13 protein-coding genes, 1 pseudogene and 1 riboswitch are annotated in these 16206 nt (G+C 36.8%); of the genes and pseudogenes, 4 read left to right on the forward strand and 10 right to left on the reverse strand.

Annotated elements, in window-relative coordinates; all coding sequences use genetic code 11:
- Positions 1–129: 129 nt before the first annotated feature.
- Complete coding sequence (guaA, locus tag Q0R51_RS07810) at positions 130–1680, reverse strand: glutamine-hydrolyzing GMP synthase (RefSeq protein WP_294757864.1); 1551 nt, start codon at positions 1678–1680, stop codon at positions 130–132.
- 188 nt (positions 1681–1868) lie between these two features.
- A riboswitch (purine riboswitch) is annotated at positions 1869–1966 on the forward strand.
- 80 nt (positions 1967–2046) lie between these two features.
- Here guaA and Q0R51_RS07815 point away from each other — a divergent pair.
- Positions 2047–2625, forward strand: a complete 579-nt coding sequence (locus Q0R51_RS07815; protein ID WP_294757866.1) for a xanthine phosphoribosyltransferase — start codon at positions 2047–2049, stop codon at positions 2623–2625.
- Positions 2625–3938 carry a nucleobase:cation symporter-2 family protein gene (locus Q0R51_RS07820; RefSeq protein WP_294757867.1) on the forward strand — a complete coding sequence of 438 codons (1314 nt, stop codon included), beginning with the start codon at positions 2625–2627 and terminating at the stop codon, positions 3936–3938. Before Q0R51_RS07815 ends, Q0R51_RS07820 begins: the two co-directional genes overlap by 1 nt.
- 78 nt (positions 3939–4016) lie before the next feature.
- Here Q0R51_RS07820 and Q0R51_RS07825 read toward each other — a convergent pair whose 3' ends face one another.
- Together Q0R51_RS07825 and Q0R51_RS07830 are read right to left on the reverse strand one after the other, a co-directional pair.
- Positions 4017–4895: a phosphotransferase gene (locus Q0R51_RS07825; RefSeq protein WP_294757868.1), complete on the reverse strand. Its 879-nt coding sequence runs from the start codon at positions 4893–4895 to the stop codon at positions 4017–4019.
- Between the two features lie 137 nt (positions 4896–5032).
- A complete protein-coding gene (locus Q0R51_RS07830; protein WP_294757870.1) occupies positions 5033–5233 on the reverse strand; it encodes a helix-turn-helix transcriptional regulator in 201 nt (66 codons plus the stop codon).
- Positions 5234–5434: 201 nt separating this feature from the next.
- Here Q0R51_RS07830 and Q0R51_RS07835 point away from each other — a divergent pair, with 201 nt between their 5' ends.
- Complete coding sequence (locus Q0R51_RS07835; protein ID WP_294757873.1) at positions 5435–6850, forward strand: C69 family dipeptidase; 1416 nt, start codon at positions 5435–5437, stop codon at positions 6848–6850.
- Between the two features lie 62 nt (positions 6851–6912).
- Here the strand turns inward: Q0R51_RS07835 and Q0R51_RS07840 are convergent, their stop codons facing one another.
- Together Q0R51_RS07840 and Q0R51_RS07845 are read right to left on the reverse strand one after the other, a co-directional pair.
- Positions 6913–8388 (reverse strand): glycoside hydrolase family 1 protein, encoded by a 1476-nt coding sequence (locus Q0R51_RS07840; RefSeq protein WP_294757876.1) that lies wholly within the window; start codon positions 8386–8388, stop codon positions 6913–6915.
- Between the two features lie 23 nt (positions 8389–8411).
- A complete protein-coding gene (locus Q0R51_RS07845; RefSeq protein WP_294757879.1) occupies positions 8412–9710 on the reverse strand; it encodes a PTS sugar transporter subunit IIC in 1299 nt (432 codons plus the stop codon).
- A 154-nt stretch (positions 9711–9864) separates the two neighbouring features.
- Between Q0R51_RS07845 and Q0R51_RS07850 the strand changes: the two genes are divergently transcribed.
- Positions 9865–10698 carry an AraC family transcriptional regulator gene (locus Q0R51_RS07850; RefSeq protein WP_294757882.1) on the forward strand — a complete coding sequence of 278 codons (834 nt, stop codon included), beginning with the start codon at positions 9865–9867 and terminating at the stop codon, positions 10696–10698.
- Between the two features lie 84 nt (positions 10699–10782).
- Here Q0R51_RS07850 and scrK read toward each other — a convergent pair whose 3' ends face one another.
- From scrK to Q0R51_RS07875, 5 genes and pseudogenes are all read right to left on the reverse strand, one after another.
- Positions 10783–11655 (reverse strand): fructokinase ScrK, encoded by an 873-nt coding sequence (gene scrK / locus Q0R51_RS07855; protein WP_198202762.1) that lies wholly within the window; start codon positions 11653–11655, stop codon positions 10783–10785.
- 269 nt (positions 11656–11924) lie between these two features.
- Positions 11925–12551: a hypothetical protein gene (locus Q0R51_RS07860; RefSeq protein WP_294757885.1), complete on the reverse strand. Its 627-nt coding sequence runs from the start codon at positions 12549–12551 to the stop codon at positions 11925–11927.
- Positions 12552–12711: 160 nt separating this feature from the next.
- The gene (locus tag Q0R51_RS07865; RefSeq protein ID WP_294757888.1) at positions 12712–13986 is read right to left on the reverse strand and encodes a UDP-N-acetylglucosamine 1-carboxyvinyltransferase; all 1275 of its coding nucleotides are present in this window, start codon (positions 13984–13986) and stop codon (positions 12712–12714) included.
- Positions 13987–14115: 129 nt separating this feature from the next.
- On the reverse strand, positions 14116–15735 hold the full coding sequence (locus tag Q0R51_RS07870) for a CTP synthase (RefSeq protein WP_046325416.1): 1620 nt from the start codon (positions 15733–15735) through the stop codon (positions 14116–14118).
- A 126-nt stretch (positions 15736–15861) separates the two neighbouring features.
- Positions 15862–16206: pseudogene (locus Q0R51_RS07875) on the reverse strand (DNA-directed RNA polymerase subunit delta); the annotation flags it as partial.

Raw genomic sequence — 16206 nt, forward strand, 5'->3', positions numbered from 1 at the left:
ACAACTAAAGAAACTATTTCTAACTCATTTTTATAAAATAAAAATATTAAACATGTTCGCTCATAAAAATTGCGAATGAAAATAAAAAGCTCTGAAAGCCTAATAGCTAGCAGAGCTAAATTATCCCTTTTATTCCCACTCAATCGTTGATGGTGGCTTGCTGGTGACATCATAGACTACACGGTTAATGTTTGGCACTTCATCAACAATACGAGTTGAAATTTTTTGCAAAACATCCCATGGCAAGCGAGCAAAATCAGCAGTCATCCCATCAATTGAGGTAACGGCACGAATACCAATGGTATAGTCGTAAGTGCGACCGTCACCCATCACGCCAACGGATTTGATACCAGGTAAAACGGTGAAGTATTGCCATACTTTTTCCTGTAAACCGGCTTTTTTAATTTCATCCCGCAAAATTGCGTCACTATCACGCACAAGCTTGAGTTTGTCCTCAGTTACTTCGCCGAGAACGCGAATGCCCAGACCGGGTCCCGGGAATGGCTGACGCCAAACCAAATCATGCGGAATACCTAATTTTTCACCCAGTTCACGCACTTCATCCTTAAATAACTTGCGCAAAGGTTCAATTAATTTAAAATGCAGATCTTTAGGTAACCCACCAACGTTATGGTGTGACTTAATTGTCTGGGCAGTATTCGTGCCACTCTCAATCACATCGGTGTACAGAGTGCCTTGGGCTAAAAAGTCCACATCCTTAATTTTCTTGGCCTCGTCCGCAAACACCTCAATAAACTCTTTACCAATGATTTTACGCTTTTGCTCGGGATCGGTGACACCTTTGAGTTTATTTAAAAAGCGCTCTTGAGCGTTTACTCGAATAATGTTAACGCCTAAATCACGGTTCAAGGCTGCCATTACTTCATCGCCTTCATTTTTGCGTAACATGCCGTGATCCACAAAAATTGCTGTCAACTGGTTGCCAATCGCTTTGTGTAAAAGGGTAGCGGTAACGCTAGAATCTACCCCACCAGATAGTCCCAGAATTACTTTCTTATCCCCCACAATTTTTCTAATTTCAGCAATTTGCAAATCAATAAAATCGGACATTGACCAATCGGCCTTAGCACCGCAAACTTTAAAGGCAAAATTACGCAAAATATCAAGACCATACTGCGTATTGCGCACTTCCGCGTGGAATTGAATACCATACATTTTGGCTTGATCGTTAGCGATAGCGGCAATCGGGCAATTCTTACTTGAAGCGACCGTTTCAAAGCCAGCGGGTGCACCTGTGACCAAATCACCGTGACTCATCCAGACATATTCATCTTTGGGCAAACCGACAAATAAAACGGAGTTGGTATCTTCAACTTCGATGTCGGCACGACCGTATTCAGAATTAGCTGCTTTTTCGACCTTCCCGTTTAAATAAGAAGTCATCAGTTGCATTCCGTAACAAATACCTAAGATAGGAATGCCCAATTTAAAAATTGCGGGATCTACTTTCAAAGCATTTTGGTCGTAAATACTGTTAGGACCCCCGGAAAAAATAATCCCTTTGGGATTAATCTTTCTTATTTGGTCCATACTAATATCATGGGGCAACAACTCGGAATAAATCCCAAAGTCCCGCAACCTGCGTGTGATTAGTTGATTATATTGACTACCAAAATCCAGCACAATAATTTCATCAAAATCACTAATATTCTTTTTCACCGACATCCAAGCTCCTTTACTCACTAAATTCATACTATATCAACTTTACTAAGAAATGCAGCAGTGGTCAATAATTTTTTAGCTCTAATGAGAGATTTTACGAATTATTTATGCCAATTTACTGAATATAATTCGCAATTTCATTTAAAATTAATCTTGCACATATTATGCGACTCTGTTACAATGCTTGCAATAGCAAAATAAAAATCTATATATTGTCGTAATGTGGTCGGCAGTTTCTACTCAGAACCGTAAATTCTGAACTATGGATAATATGCATTTAAAGTAGTTAAAATACTGGTTTAAAGGGCTTTTTTTACCATAGTTTTGGTAGGAAAAGCCCTTTTTGTCTTGAAGGAGGAAAAAGTGAAGTTATTAGAAGACCGGATTCGCAGTGACGGAGAAGTTCTACCCGGTAACGTTTTAAAAATCAACTCGTTTTTAAATCATCAGGTAGATCCCGAACTAATGAAGAAAGTCGGAGAAGAATTTAGTCGGCTATTTAAGGATAGTGGTGTCACAAAGGTGTTGACCTGTGAAGCTTCCGGAATTGCCCCTGGAGTAATGGCAGCCTATGAATTACATGTGCCAATGGTGTTCGCCCGCAAGAAAAAGCCCGCTACACTTAATGACGCGGTTTATTGGGCAGATGTTTATTCTTACACCAAGAAAGTCACTAATCAAATTTGTGTTGAACAAAAATTTTTGGACCAAGAGGATCACCTGCTAATTATTGATGACTTCCTGGCAAACGGTGAAGCAGTTAAAGGCATGATTAATATTGCTAACCAGGCTGGTGCTGAGGTAGCTGGTGTTGGTATCGTAGTCGCCAAAACTTTCCAAGGCGGTAGCGACTGGCTTAAAGAACACGGCTATCGCCTTGAAGCATTGGCAGAAATCGCTAGTTTAGCTAACAATCAAGTACATTTTGTGGGAGAAAACTAATGGAAGAAAAAGAAGTTAGTCAGCAAAAAGCAGCTGTTTTAGGTTTGCAGCACCTGTTAGCAATGTATTCCGGTGCTGTTGCGGTACCTCTATTAATTGGTAATGCGTTAAAATTTTCTCCTGCACAAATGACTTACCTTGTTTCAATTGATATTTTCATGTGCGGCTTAGCTACGCTATTACAATTAATGCGTAACAAGTACTTTGGTATTGGCTTTCCAGTTATTTTAGGTTGTGCCATTCAGGCGGTTGCCCCCTTGCAAATGATTGGGCAGAAATTCTCAATTAACGACATGTATGGTGCCATTATAGTTGCCGGTATTTTCGTAGTTTTAATCTCGGGTGTTTTTGCCAAAATCAAAAAGTTCTTTCCTCCTGTGGTAACAGGCACGTTAATTACTACTATTGGATTAACCCTTGTTCCGGTCGCAATTCAAAACATGGGTGGTGGCAATTCAGCTGCTAAAAGTTTTGGCAGTGGTCAAAACCTGTTCTTAGCCTTTTGCACGATGTTTATCATCTTGGCATTAGAAATTTGGACTAGAGGATTCATCAGATCAATTTCAGTTTTAATCGGTCTTGTTGCCGGAACTGTTATTGCCGCTTGCATGGGACTTGTTTCATTCACTCCCGTAATGGAAGCATCTTGGTTCCACTTACCCCAACTTTTCTATTTCGGAGTGCCGAAATTTGAATGGTCTTCTAGTCTAACAATGATCATCATAGCTTTAGTCTCGATGGTCGAATCAACTGGAGTATTCTTCGCCATCGGTGACCTTTTACACCATGACGTCACTGAAGAAGATTTGAAAAAAGGTTACCGCGCAGAAGGCATCGCCCAGATTTTTGGTGGTTTATTCAATGCCTTTCCTTATACCACTTTTTCGCAGAATGTCGGTCTTTTACAATTATCAGGTATTAAAACCAAACGTCCGATTTACTGGGCCGGTGGTCTACTAATGGCTATGGGTTTGTTACCTAAAATTGGCGCAATGGTAACTATCATCCCTACCCCAGTGTTGGGCGGTGCAATGCTCGTAATGTTCACTATGATTGCAGTTCAAGGTATCAAAACACTGGCCAAAGTTGATCTTAGCGACAATAACAATGTCTTAATTATTGCTATCTCAATTGGACTGGGACTCGGTGTTACTATTTATCCCCAATTTTTCAAAAATCTACCGGCTACTGTGCAATTATTTTTAAGCAACGGCATCGTCATTACTAGCTTATCCGCAACAATTCTAAACTTTTTACTTAAAGGAGGTGATAGAAAAACAAAACAAAATACTCAAACTGCAAATATCACGTAAATGAAATTGTCTTTACCCTTGAGACAATTCTATTTACCCCAAAAAAGTATCTTCAGGCAAGAAGATGCTTTTTTATTTTTAGAGAATAATAGCATTCATGTTGGTTAATTTCTCCTCCGAACTCCCTGTATTCAGAAATGAAGTGCAAGTTGCAAGCATTTGTTTTCCGATTTTCTCAAATGGCTTATCCACAATCTTTTCTGTATACTTCATAATTCCAATAGCAGTGATAAAAATGAGAAAAACCTGTGTCATTGGAGCAACTGCAACTTTCTGACCACACTTTTCATATCCTTTGACAAAAGAAACGATCAATTCTTTATTTAAACCAAAGTCCTGGTAAAAAAGCTTAATGAAGTCTTGATAATTTACTCCCATGCGCGCTCGTTCAAAATCAATTAAACTAAGATGATCAGCAACGATTTTATAATTGCGCAAGCCGACATCCCCGTGTAAAACAGTATTTGCATGAACTGCTAAATCTTTTTCAATATCTGCTCTTTCGGCTGTAAACTGTGCCAGCAATTTCAGCAGCTTATTTTTGATTTCGGGTTTATTTAAGTTATCAATGTCGCGTTTTGCCGTATTGAATAGTTGATTATTTAGGTATATGCCAGAAAAAGGTTTGACTTTTTGATGGAAGTCAGACAATTCTATGCCCAAGTTAAATGCTATATCAGGAGTAATTTCTTCTTTAATATCAGAAGGCGCCAAATCTTTCATGACCAAAACAAATTGTTGCGTTTGTTTGACAACAAAAGAGTCTAATACCCGAGTGTTTAGTTGCTCGTTAACAGTTTTTTCAGTTAAAAATTTTCCTGCTTGTGCAAAGACTTTGACAAAAATTTTTTGCTCAAATTTTGCACTAATACCAACAAAAGTGCTATTCTGTGACTCGTGCGTAATCTTTGTTAAGTCAGCTTGCAGTTTTTCTTCTAAAATTTTTTCTATAGTCATTAGTCTAGTTCTTTCATTTCACCAATGCGGGCAATGTCACAGCGATATAGCACAAAAATAATTTACCGGTTTTTTGCTAATCAAGGTAGCAGTATGAAAACGCACCATAAATTATGTTTTTCTTAGTATTAATCATTTTAATTCTCGCCTTCATATAAGAATAATTCGTCAACCGTTACCCTTAATATCTGCGCCAAATGAAAAGCTAATCCTAATGATGGGTCATACTTATCATTTTCAATGGCGTTGCTTGTTTGCCGAGTAACATGAGCGGCTGCGGCGAATTGAGCCTGTGAGTACCTTTGCTTTTTACGCAATTGAGCAATTCTATTTTTCACTAATTCACTCTCCTGTCAAACTTATTTGACTTTTTTAGTAAAGCATCTTTTACATTTTGTGCCAATCATAAATCAGAATTTAGTTAAAATTCCAACTTCGTAAAAGTAATAATAATTTAGGTTTAAGTTTACTCATTTTTTTGCAAACAGCCCGCCTTTTTTAATACAATATAGATTAAGTAATTTGAAAGGACAGATAAGATGAAAAAAGCAGAATGTACGACTATTCTTGTCGGTAAAAATGCCACCATTGATGGTTCAGCAATGATTGCCAGAAGTGAAGACGGTGGCCGTGAAATAATTCCTGAAGGTTTTGAACTTATTACACCGGAAAAACAACCTAAGCATTATGAAAGTGTCATTAGTCACCAAAAGATTGATGATGAAGACTTAGCGGAAAAGCCTTTGCGTTATACCAGTGCACCTGATGTCTCTGGCGAAAGCGGCATCTGGGGTGCAGCCGGAATTAACTCAGAAAACGTAGCAATGACTGCTACCGAAACTATTACCACAAATGCACGTATACAAGGGATCGACCCGCTTCTTGCCCAGGGCGGCCTAGGAGAAGAAGACTTTGTTACTTTAACATTGCCTTATATCCACAGTGCTCTTGATGGCGTTAAGCGCATTGGTTATTTGCTGGAAAAATATGGTACTTATGAAATGAATGGTATGGCTTTTGCCGATCATGATGAAGTTTGGTACCTGGAAACTATTGGTGGCCACCACTGGATTGCACGCCGTATTCCTGATGACGCCTACGTTGTTGCTCCTAACCGTTTGAATATCGACGAATTCCACTTTGGTAAAGATGGCTTCTTAGCTGATGACACCTTAGAAGACTTGATTAAGGTATACCACTTAAATCCTGACCGTGAAGGTTACAACATGCGGCACATCTTTGGTAGCTCAACTATTAAAGATGCTCATTACAACAATCCACGTGCCTGGTTTGTTCACAATTACTTTGATCCAGAATTCGGTGGCAAGCCAAGTGATCAAGATCAACCATTCATTTGCCACGCAAACCGAAAGATTAGTATTGAGGATATTTGTTTTATCGAGAGCTCTCACTATCAAGATACGCCATTTGATCCTTATGGCGATCAGGGTACTCCTGAACAAAAGAAAACTTACCGTCCAATTGCACTTAACCGCAACTTCGAAACTCATATTCTCCAAGTTAGAAATGATGTCCCTGAAGAAATTGCTGGCGTGCAATGGCTTTGCTTTGGTCCAAATACTTTTAACAGCTTCGTCCCATTCTATACCAACGTTAATGACACGCCAGCTAGCTTCCAAACTGGTCCTAAATTTGATTTGAACAAGATTTTCTGGTTGAACAAATTAACAGCACAATTGGGTGATACTAACTTTAAAGTATACGGTGAACTAGAAAATGACTTTGAGCAAAAGTCATTAGCCCAATGTCACTTCATTCAACACGAAACTGATAAAAAAGCAGCTGGTCTTTCAGGCAAAGAAGCTGAAGATCTGTTAACCGCAGCCAACCAAAAGATGGCTGATCAAGTTTACGACAACACCATTGAGCTGCTGGGTAACATGGTCAATGAAGGCCATAACCTGGCAACACTTAAGTTTGACTTGTTAGATTAAAATTCTGAAATACAAAAAACGGTAGAGTATCAGCTCTGCCGTTTTTGTTTGTAACAATTTGCTCAAAGATCTGTCCCATTCGATTCAATGATTTGTTTGTAATAGCTAAAACTAAATTTTTTGATTCTTCTTAAAGTACCACTACCATCATTGTTTCTATCAACGTAAACAAAACCATAGCGTTTTTTCATTTCTCCTGTACCAGCTGAAACAATGTCAATAGGCCCCCACCATAAGTAACCAATTACATTGCAACCATCTTGAATTGCCTTAGCAATTTGCTCAATATGCATCTTAAGATAGTCACATCGTTCTTTATCATAAATGCAACCTTTCTTATCTGGATGTTCATCCATACCTAGACCATTTTCTACAATAAAAAGGGGTAATTCGTAACGGTCGGTTAATATGTTTAAAACATAACGTAACCCTTCAGGATCAATCGGCCAGTTCCAAGGTTGTGGTGCTTTCACCTTTAAAAAGGGATTTTCAATACCAATAGGCCCTCCAGTATCTACTTTCATTTTTTTATCTACATCAAAGACACTACTTTTATAATAGCTAAATCCGATATAGTCACATGTAAAATTCTGAATTAGTTCTAAATCTCCTTGCTCAATTTCTGGAGCTAAATTATTTTCTTTCCAATAACGAATAATATACATAGGATAATGTCCCCGGCACATTACATCACTAAAGAAAAATGATTTTCTGGTAAAAAGATAAGCACCAAAAACATTTTTGGGATTTGGGGTATTAGGATATAGTGCAAGCTGAGAAAAGCTACACATTAGTCCCATCTTTGCTTTGCTGTCAATCTTTCTTAAAATCTGAATAGCTCGTGCATTAGCCACAAACATGTTATGACTAGCTTGAAAACAATCTTTTAAACTTATATCAGATAGAGGATCATCTAGATTTTTAGGTGGTATCGGTAATATACCACCCGCTACATAAGGATATTTCATCAAATTGTTAATTTCATTAAAAGTCATCCAATAGTGAACTTTGCCTTTATATCGCTGAAAAACAGTTTGACAATACTTAATAAAAAAATCGATCATTTTACGGTTAGTCCAACCGCCGTATTTAGCTACCAAATTAAATGGAGTTTCATAATGACTCAACGTTATTATTGGTTCCATTCCTTTACTAATAATGGTATCAATAAGCTGATCATAAAACTCTAATCCTTTGTCATTTGGTTTATCCTCATCACCCTTTGGATAAATTCTAGACCAAGCAATACTTGTTCGAAAAGCTTTCAAGCCAAGCTCATGCATTAGCTCTAAATCTTCGTCAAAATGATGGTAAAAATCGATCGCTTCATGGGTCAAATAAGTTTTTGTAGGATCTAGATTAAGTTCCCATATTTTCTTATTTTGATTCCATTTGATACTTGGTTTTCGGGAGTGAAGGCCAACGACTGTATCAATTACACTTGGTAGCTTGCCGTCTTCATGCCAGGCACCTTCTATCTGATTAGCGGCAACTGCTCCACCCCATAAAAAATTTTCTGGAAAAATTTTACTATTCATGATGTTCCTCAAACTATAAATATTTAGTCAACTTGTTGTTTTGCTATCTTTTCTGATACTTTCAAAAATGGCAGATATAATATAACGTGAACTGCTACTATGATAATTTGCACTAAAACTACTTTCCAATCTCCTCCACTGGCTAAAAAGCCATTAATGAATGGAGGAATAGTCCATGGGACTAATACTGTTAGTGGCTTAATAAAACCTATAGCTGTCATTACGTAACCTATTGTTGTTCCAATAATTGGCCCCAAGACAAAAGGAATCATCAAGGAAACATTAAATACTACTGGAAGTCCGAATACAATTGGTTCATTAATATTAAAGATTGCAGGAGCAAGAGCTAATTTTGATACCTGTTTAAACGGCTTATATTTTGTAAATAATAAAATAGCGATTAAAAGACCAAGTGTAGCACCCGTACCTCCCATTTGACCAAAAACAAGTCTAAATGAATAATTAATTATGTTAGGAGCTTGACGACCAGCAGCTGCTGCAGTCATATTCTCATTCATAGCAACCATAAGGGGAGCTTTCATAATTGAACTTGTAATGGTTGAAGGGTGAATACCAATTGAAAACACAAAATTCGCAAGCGCAAATAAAAATGTAAAACCAATAAAGCTATTACCAACTTTAGTTAAAGGTTTTTGAATAGCCATTGTAATAAAATCAATTACACTTGTATTCCATAAATCAACTAAGAGAGTTGATACTAAACAGATAATTAAAATGGTTATGAAAATTGGTATCATTAATTCAAAACTAGTAGCAACAGCAGGAGGAATTCCTTGCCCTAAATTAATTTTTAAAGCCTTTAATTTTGACAATTTAATAAAAATTTCTGTCGCCACAAAGCCAATAATAATGCCAGCAAACATACCGTTAGTACCAATTTTGTCAAAAGTTACTACTCCAATAACTTCTGTCACTTTATCGGTGCCTTTTATCGTAGCCTGATTAATTATTGGCATAATGGCAAACAAACTACCAATTGTAACTATCACTGCAGACATTGGGGAATCAAATTTTCTAGCCTTTGCTAAATAATATGAAATCATCGGCGCAACGAGCATTGCTGAAATATTTAATGTTGCATTACTAATTAAAGTTCCAAATACTTGCAATTTTGCTAACAGACTGCCATTCGTTAAAGCTGGAAAAATTACACTATTTAATAATGTACCAATACCAGCTAAGATAAACATTGGCATAATAACTTGAAAAGCATCCCTTAAAATCTTAAGGTAAGTAATATTAGCAATTTTAGCTGCCAAAGCAGTAAATCTGTCAGTTAAAGTCGCTTTGTTTTCGTTCATTCTATTTTTCCTTTCTAAAAAATTGTTTTGACAAAAAATAATTAAGCACTTAATCTAAATTTAGTTTATTAAAATAAAGCGCTACCAAAAACAAAATAATTAGTTTCTTTTGTGCAAACTTTTGCTACAACATAATTAAGTAAGGAAAACAAAAATGAGTTATATGCCGATGAACTATAAGGTTAAGCAATTATATTCGACTAATATTATTTCAAATAAAAGTAATAATTTTTCACAATCAAGTCGGTGGCATAATTCTTTTGAACTATTACTTTGCTATTCAGGCAATGCAACAGTTAAAATTGGTTCTAAAAATCATAATTTGACAAAAAATAGAATACTTTTTATAAATAGTGTTAAAAGTCATTCAATACAATCAAAAGTGCCATTTCAATTATTACGACTAACCATTGAAAAAGAGTGTTTATGTGAATATAAAGATATTTTTAGTACTTATGAGTTTGACACAAAACTATCCGATAAAAATTATATTTCCTTAATAAAATTAAGAAATTATATGGAAGAATTAAATATTATTCAAGAAAGAAATCAAGGGCTAGAGCTTAGTTTTAGGATAAAAGCTTGTATTAATGACATCATTTTTTTACTGTTGACAGAATTTAAAGTAGGAGATTTTGATACACAGATGATTAATACCTCACAAAAATACGAAGAAACTTTATCAAAAATTATGATTTATATCGAAGAAAATTATCATTATCCAATAACATTAGCGGAAACTGCCAAATTATTTTCCTACTCTAGCACGTACTTCTCTAAATTTTTTAAAAAGCATTCAGGTGTTTCTTTTTCAGAGTATTTAACTAAGGTGCGTTTAAAACATGCATACTTTGACTTAACAATGACAGACTTATCAATCAATAAAATTGCCTTTAAAAATGGTTTTTCAAATTCTAGATCTTTTAGTTCTTATTTTAAAAAACAATACGGTTATAATCCAAAAAAGTACAGGCAAGAAATCCACTGAGTAAAAATATGCTTCATAATAAAAACCTGAAATTAATTTTTTTAATTTCAGGTTTTGCTATTTTTGTAAAATTACTAAAATAAATTATTCTCTCAATAACCGTTTTGCCAAAGCAAAATCACCGACTGTGGCAGAACCATTATTACTGATTTCCGGCATAGTGATGTATTGCTCCAATGGTGGCACGTGGACATAATTATTCAATAATGTCGCAAAATCACGCCGCACTTTTTCTAGAAACTTTTCACTAGTAACACCGCCGCCAAAAACAATTTTGTCAGGTCGTAAAATTAAGGTGACTTGCAAGGCAGCCTGAGCTACGTAGTAACTCATAATATCCCAAACAGGATCTGAAAGCGGCACATCTTTTCCGGCTTTATTAAGGCGAGCTTCAAAAGTAGGACCTGAAACTAAACCTTCCAGGCAATCTTTATGAAAAGGACAAATTCCTGCAAAATCCAAGTCATCTGGATGACGTTTAACTTTTACGTGACCCATTTCAGGGTGGCCTAAAGAGCCTACCAACTTACCATTAATAATAGCTCCGCCACCTACTCCAGTACCAATTGTATAGTAAACAAGAGAGTCAACATCTTCGTTTGATAACTGTGACATCACGTATTCCCCAAAAGCCGAACCATTAACATCAGTAGTAAAGAAAACTGGGACTTTAATTGTTTTAGTCAAAAATCCGACAAAGTCAGTATTGTTCCATCCCTTTTTGGGTGTATCAGTGATAAAGCCATAATTAGGTGCTGTTTTCCGCACCTCAATCGGTCCAAAAGATGCAATTCCAATGGCATCAACGGCAAATTGCTTAAAGTAATCCACTGTTTTCTGCAAGGTTTCTTCTGGTGTCGTGGTGGGAAAAGTTGTTTGATCTTTAATTTGATAATTTTCATTGCCGACTGCACAAACAAACTTGGTACCGCCAGCTTCTATTGAACCTAATAGCATTTATAACTCCTTAATTGACCTTTCATTTTAGTTACTTTTTTATTATAACTCTCAATCAGAATAAAAAATTTTTTTCTCAAATAAAAAGTGCGTCTTCCTGCAAACCATACAAACAATTATTTAACAAAAAAGCCCGAAGCAATCATACTTCAGGCTTTATATTTTACTTAAACTATATTATTTATCTTATCTATATTAAGTCTTTGAACAATTTTCAATCAGTAGTAGCTGTATTACCACATAATTCTATACTTGATCTATTCCTTTAATTAATCAGGATACTTTCCAATTAATAGCACTGGTATTTCTCCCATAGTCCCATACTTAACGAATTCTTTTAGCTCTTTGATAGATGTCAGTGCGATTTTCTTTTCGTATCCTGTCAATTCATTGGCCAACGTTTCAGCTTTAGCTAATAGTTCTGCAGTTGGCTTATTATTATCTCTAGCTGTCGTAACATCCAGCTCTGCTTGCACCAAAGGTTTCAGCTTTTCATCTTCTGTATTTTTGTTATATATACCAGTTAGATATGTAGTATAACCCTTATATTTACCATCTTTTGAAACTAAATCAACAAACATGCCATTATGAATTGACCAAACTTTTTTAACTTTAAAAAGTGTATTGTTCTTGACAATCTTTTTAATGACTTTAGTACTATAGGGTTTACCAGTAGACTTATATAAGGCTCCCTTTGTGGCATCAGTTAGTTTAAAAACATAACCGGCCTTAGCAAATTTTTTGGACAAAGTCTTTTGAGAATAGTGAAAGAGTTTTTCTGTGCTTGTAACAGTTTTTGCATTAACATTGTTTACAGAAAAAACTGCTCCGACAGGAACGCTTAGCAAAGCCGCAGCTATGACAGTTTTAGAAAATTTATGAAAGTCCTTTTTCATTTTTATACCTCATTATTTCATCTTTTAGTAATAATAATGTAATTATATTACGTTCTTATTACAAAAGAAACAATAAAGTACTTTTTATAATTTTAAAATATAAACAAAAAGGCTAATCATTATGATTAGCCCACTCAACTATTATTCAGTTACTATTAAATTATTCATTAGGTGCATCCTGGATTTTTACATCCGCACCAAGTAGCCGGAGTTTTTCTTGCACGCGATCATAACCACGGAGAATATTATCAGCATTGTCAATTACAGTCTCGCCATCTGCCATCAAACCAGCTATCATTAAGCAGGCTCCTGCACGAATTTCACCAGCTGAAACCTTCGTACCATGAAGTTTAGCAGTTGGATGAATCAAAATAATATTATCTTCCACTTTGATGTCCGCACCCATTTTACGCAACTGCTCAATGTGACCGATTCTTTTAGGATAAATCTGGTCAATAATCACACCTTCACCGGACTTGGCAGAAAGCAGAAGCGGAGTCACCGGCTGCTGCAAATCTGTCGCAAATCCTGGATAAGAAGACGTGCGAATTTGTGTCATTTTTAAATCGCCAGCAGGATAAACATAAAGGGAATCTTCAGTTGCATCAATTACTACACCCATTTCTTCTACCTTGGCTAAATAGGAATCAAGGTGCTCCTCAATAATATTATGAATGCAGATGCCATTGCCAATGCAACCGGCAAGGGAAATATAAGTGCCCGCTTCAATTCGATCAGGAATTATAGTGTGGGGGGTCTTAGCTTGCAGCTGCTTAACTCCTTCAATCCTAATCGAATCCGTTCCGGCACCCCTGATAATTGCTCCCATATTATTTAAAAACGTAGCCAAGTCAATTATTTCAGGTTCTTTAGCAGCATTATCAATAATAGTTTGTCCCTTAGCGGTTACTGATGCCATAATTATATTCATTGTTGCGCCTACAGAAGGCATTGCTAAATGAATAGTAGCACCATGGAGCCCTTCTGCAGGGGAAGTAATTTTTATTTGATCATTCTCATTTTTTACACATGCGCCTAAGGCTTCAAATCCCTTAATATGTTGGTCAATGGGGCGGGGACCAATATCATCTCCACCAGGGAAGCCCACAACAGCCTTACCAAAACGACCAAGAAGGGCACCCATAAAATAATAAGATGCACGCAAACTCTTGATTTTACCACTTGGCAATGGGCTCATCTTAATGTGTTCTGGATTGATACGCAATGTCGTATTTTGAAAATCACTTGCGACATTCATTTCACTGAACAGATCCATTAAGTTGTCAACATCTGCAATCCTTGGAACGCCTTCCAAAGTTACTGGTGTACGCGACAAAATTGATGCTGGAATCAATGCAACAGTCGAGTTTTTGGCACCACCAATCCAGACATCACCCTGCAGGGGCTTTCCACCATGAATTATCATTTGCTTCATTGGCGAAAAAATCCTTTTCTATTTCGTTTAGTCATAATAATGTTATAGGAATTTAACAGAAAAAACAAGAGAAGACCTTTGCCTTCCCTCACCCAAAAATCTGGTTTTTGTATTATTCAACTTTGCCAATTAAAGCTTTTCTTCAGGAAGACCACATGCAGCACCTATAAATGCTTTATACAATCCTTCCGGCCTTTGCGGTCTACTCAAAAATTCAGGGTGATATTGTGCAGCAATGAAGAATTTGTTCTTAGTTAATTCAATAATTTCAACTAAGTGGTTATCTGGTGATACTCCAGCAAAAGTCATTCCTGCTTTTTCAAATGCTTCACGATATTCATTATTGAACTCGTAACGGTGACGGTGACGCTCCTGAATGACATCTTGATTATCATACGCAGCAGCTGTCTTTGTTCCCTTCTTCAAGGTTGCTGGGTAAAGACCTAAACGCAAGGTTCCGCCAATATTTTCTTCGTCACGCTTATCAGCCATAATGTCAATTACATTATGCTTAGTCTTAGGATCTGCTTCGGTGGTATTAGCATCCTTATATCCCAAAACATCACGGGCAAACTCGACTGTTGCCATTTGCATTCCCAAGCAAACTCCTAAAAACGGAATATCATTTTCACGGGCATACTTAATTGCTGTAATCATTCCCTCAAAACCGCGTGAACCAAAGCCACCAGGAACGATTAGACCATCGGAACCTTCCATAAAGTCGGCAATATTATCTTCAGTCACATCTTCTGCCTGCACCTTATTAATTTTGACATCAGTATTGTAGGCGTAACCAGCATGTTTTAGCGCATCAGTAACAGAAATGTATGCATCCTCAAGTTCAACATACTTACCAACAAGAGTAATTGTAGTAGTATGTTGTAAATTTTTAACCCGTTCATCAAGCCTTTGCCATTCAGCCATATCAGCTTCATCCTTAGGACTCTTGATATGGAGAAAATCACAGACTTTTTGATCCATTCCCTGTTTTTGGAAAGCTAACGGCAAGTCAAAAAGCGATGGTGCATTAATTGATTCAATAATACGATCAACTGGCACATCAGTGAAATTGGAAATTTTATCCTTATGCTCCTGATCAATTGGCATTTCAGCACGTAACACCAGCATATTAGGCTGAATGCCAATACTGCGCAGTTCAGCGACAGAATGTTGGGTAGGCTTAGTTTTCATTTCTTGTGCCGCATGTAAATAAGGTACTAACGTACAATGAATGTACATTACATTTTCTTCACCTACTTCACGGCGCATCTGTCTGATAGCTTCCATAAAAGGAGTAGATTCAATATCGCCAACAGTACCGCCAATTTCTGAAATAACAACGTCTGAATCAGTAGTAAGACCTGCACGCATAATTTTTTGCTTAATCATATCAGTGATATGGGGGATGACCTGGACAGTGGCACCGTGATAGTCCCCACGCCGCTCTTTTTCCAGTACTTCTTTATAAATTTTACCGGTAGTAACATTTGAATATTTGCTGGTGCGTACGTCAACAATTCTTTCATAGTGTCCTAAATCAAGGTCTGCCTCAGTACCATCATCAGTGACAAACACTTCCCCGTGTTGATAAGGATTCATTGTTCCGGGGTCAATGTTAATGTAGGGATCAAACTTTTGCATTGTCACCTTTAAACCGCGGTTTTTTAATAATCGACCTAAGCTAGAAGCGGTAATTCCCTTACCCAGTGAAGAAACAACACCGCCAGTAACGAAGATATATTTTGTCATTAGCCCAAACTCCTTTGCAAAAAATAAGAATAATCAAAAAATAAAAAAGCTCCCTCACGGGAGCTTAAACGCACATAACGTGCCCAAATAAAATACTATCTATTTTAGGACGCAAAGTCAAGAAAATTATTCATTGTCATCTTCGTCGTCATCATCGTTTAATTCTGATAACTGACCTTCAATACCATCCGGTAAGTCTTCATCATCGTCATCATCAGTATTGACATAATCATCGTCATCATCAAAGTCATCAGGCTCATCATCAGCAGTGGCATCCAGGTCTTCATCTTCTGGATCATCATTGTCGTAATCAATGATATCATCGCTACCTGTAGCACTTGCCAAAAAGGCATTAACTTTCTTATGGTGAGTCCGAGTATCTTCTTCATCCTCATCTTCAGGATGGTTAACTTCTTCATCTACAGATTCATATGGGAACCATGAACGAAGAGCCCACACATTTTCACCCAT

Origin of the sequence: uncultured Lactobacillus sp., assembly GCF_946477725.1 — a bacterium.
In the GTDB taxonomy this organism is placed as follows: domain Bacteria; phylum Bacillota; class Bacilli; order Lactobacillales; family Lactobacillaceae; genus Lactobacillus.

Excerpts from the sequence above, each read along its gene's own strand:
- Q0R51_RS07820 (WP_294757867.1), top strand. The coding sequence starts at position 2,625 with ATGGAAGAAAAAGAAGTTAGTCAGCAAAAAGCAGCTGTTTTAGGTTTG.
- Q0R51_RS07825 (WP_294757868.1), bottom strand. The coding sequence starts at position 4,895 with ATGACTATAGAAAAAATTTTAGAAGAAAAACTGCAAGCTGACTTAACA.
- Q0R51_RS07835 (WP_294757873.1), top strand. The coding sequence starts at position 5,435 with ATGAAAAAAGCAGAATGTACGACTATTCTTGTCGGTAAAAATGCCACC.
- Q0R51_RS07840 (WP_294757876.1), bottom strand. The coding sequence starts at position 8,388 with ATGAATAGTAAAATTTTTCCAGAAAATTTTTTATGGGGTGGAGCAGTT.
- Q0R51_RS07845 (WP_294757879.1), bottom strand. The coding sequence starts at position 9,710 with ATGAACGAAAACAAAGCGACTTTAACTGACAGATTTACTGCTTTGGCA.
- Q0R51_RS07850 (WP_294757882.1), top strand. The coding sequence starts at position 9,865 with ATGAGTTATATGCCGATGAACTATAAGGTTAAGCAATTATATTCGACT.
- scrK (WP_198202762.1), bottom strand. The coding sequence starts at position 11,655 with ATGCTATTAGGTTCAATAGAAGCTGGCGGTACCAAGTTTGTTTGTGCA.
- Q0R51_RS07860 (WP_294757885.1), bottom strand. The coding sequence starts at position 12,551 with ATGAAAAAGGACTTTCATAAATTTTCTAAAACTGTCATAGCTGCGGCT.
- Q0R51_RS07865 (WP_294757888.1), bottom strand. The coding sequence starts at position 13,986 with ATGAAGCAAATGATAATTCATGGTGGAAAGCCCCTGCAGGGTGATGTC.
- Q0R51_RS07870 (WP_046325416.1), bottom strand. The coding sequence starts at position 15,735 with ATGACAAAATATATCTTCGTTACTGGCGGTGTTGTTTCTTCACTGGGT.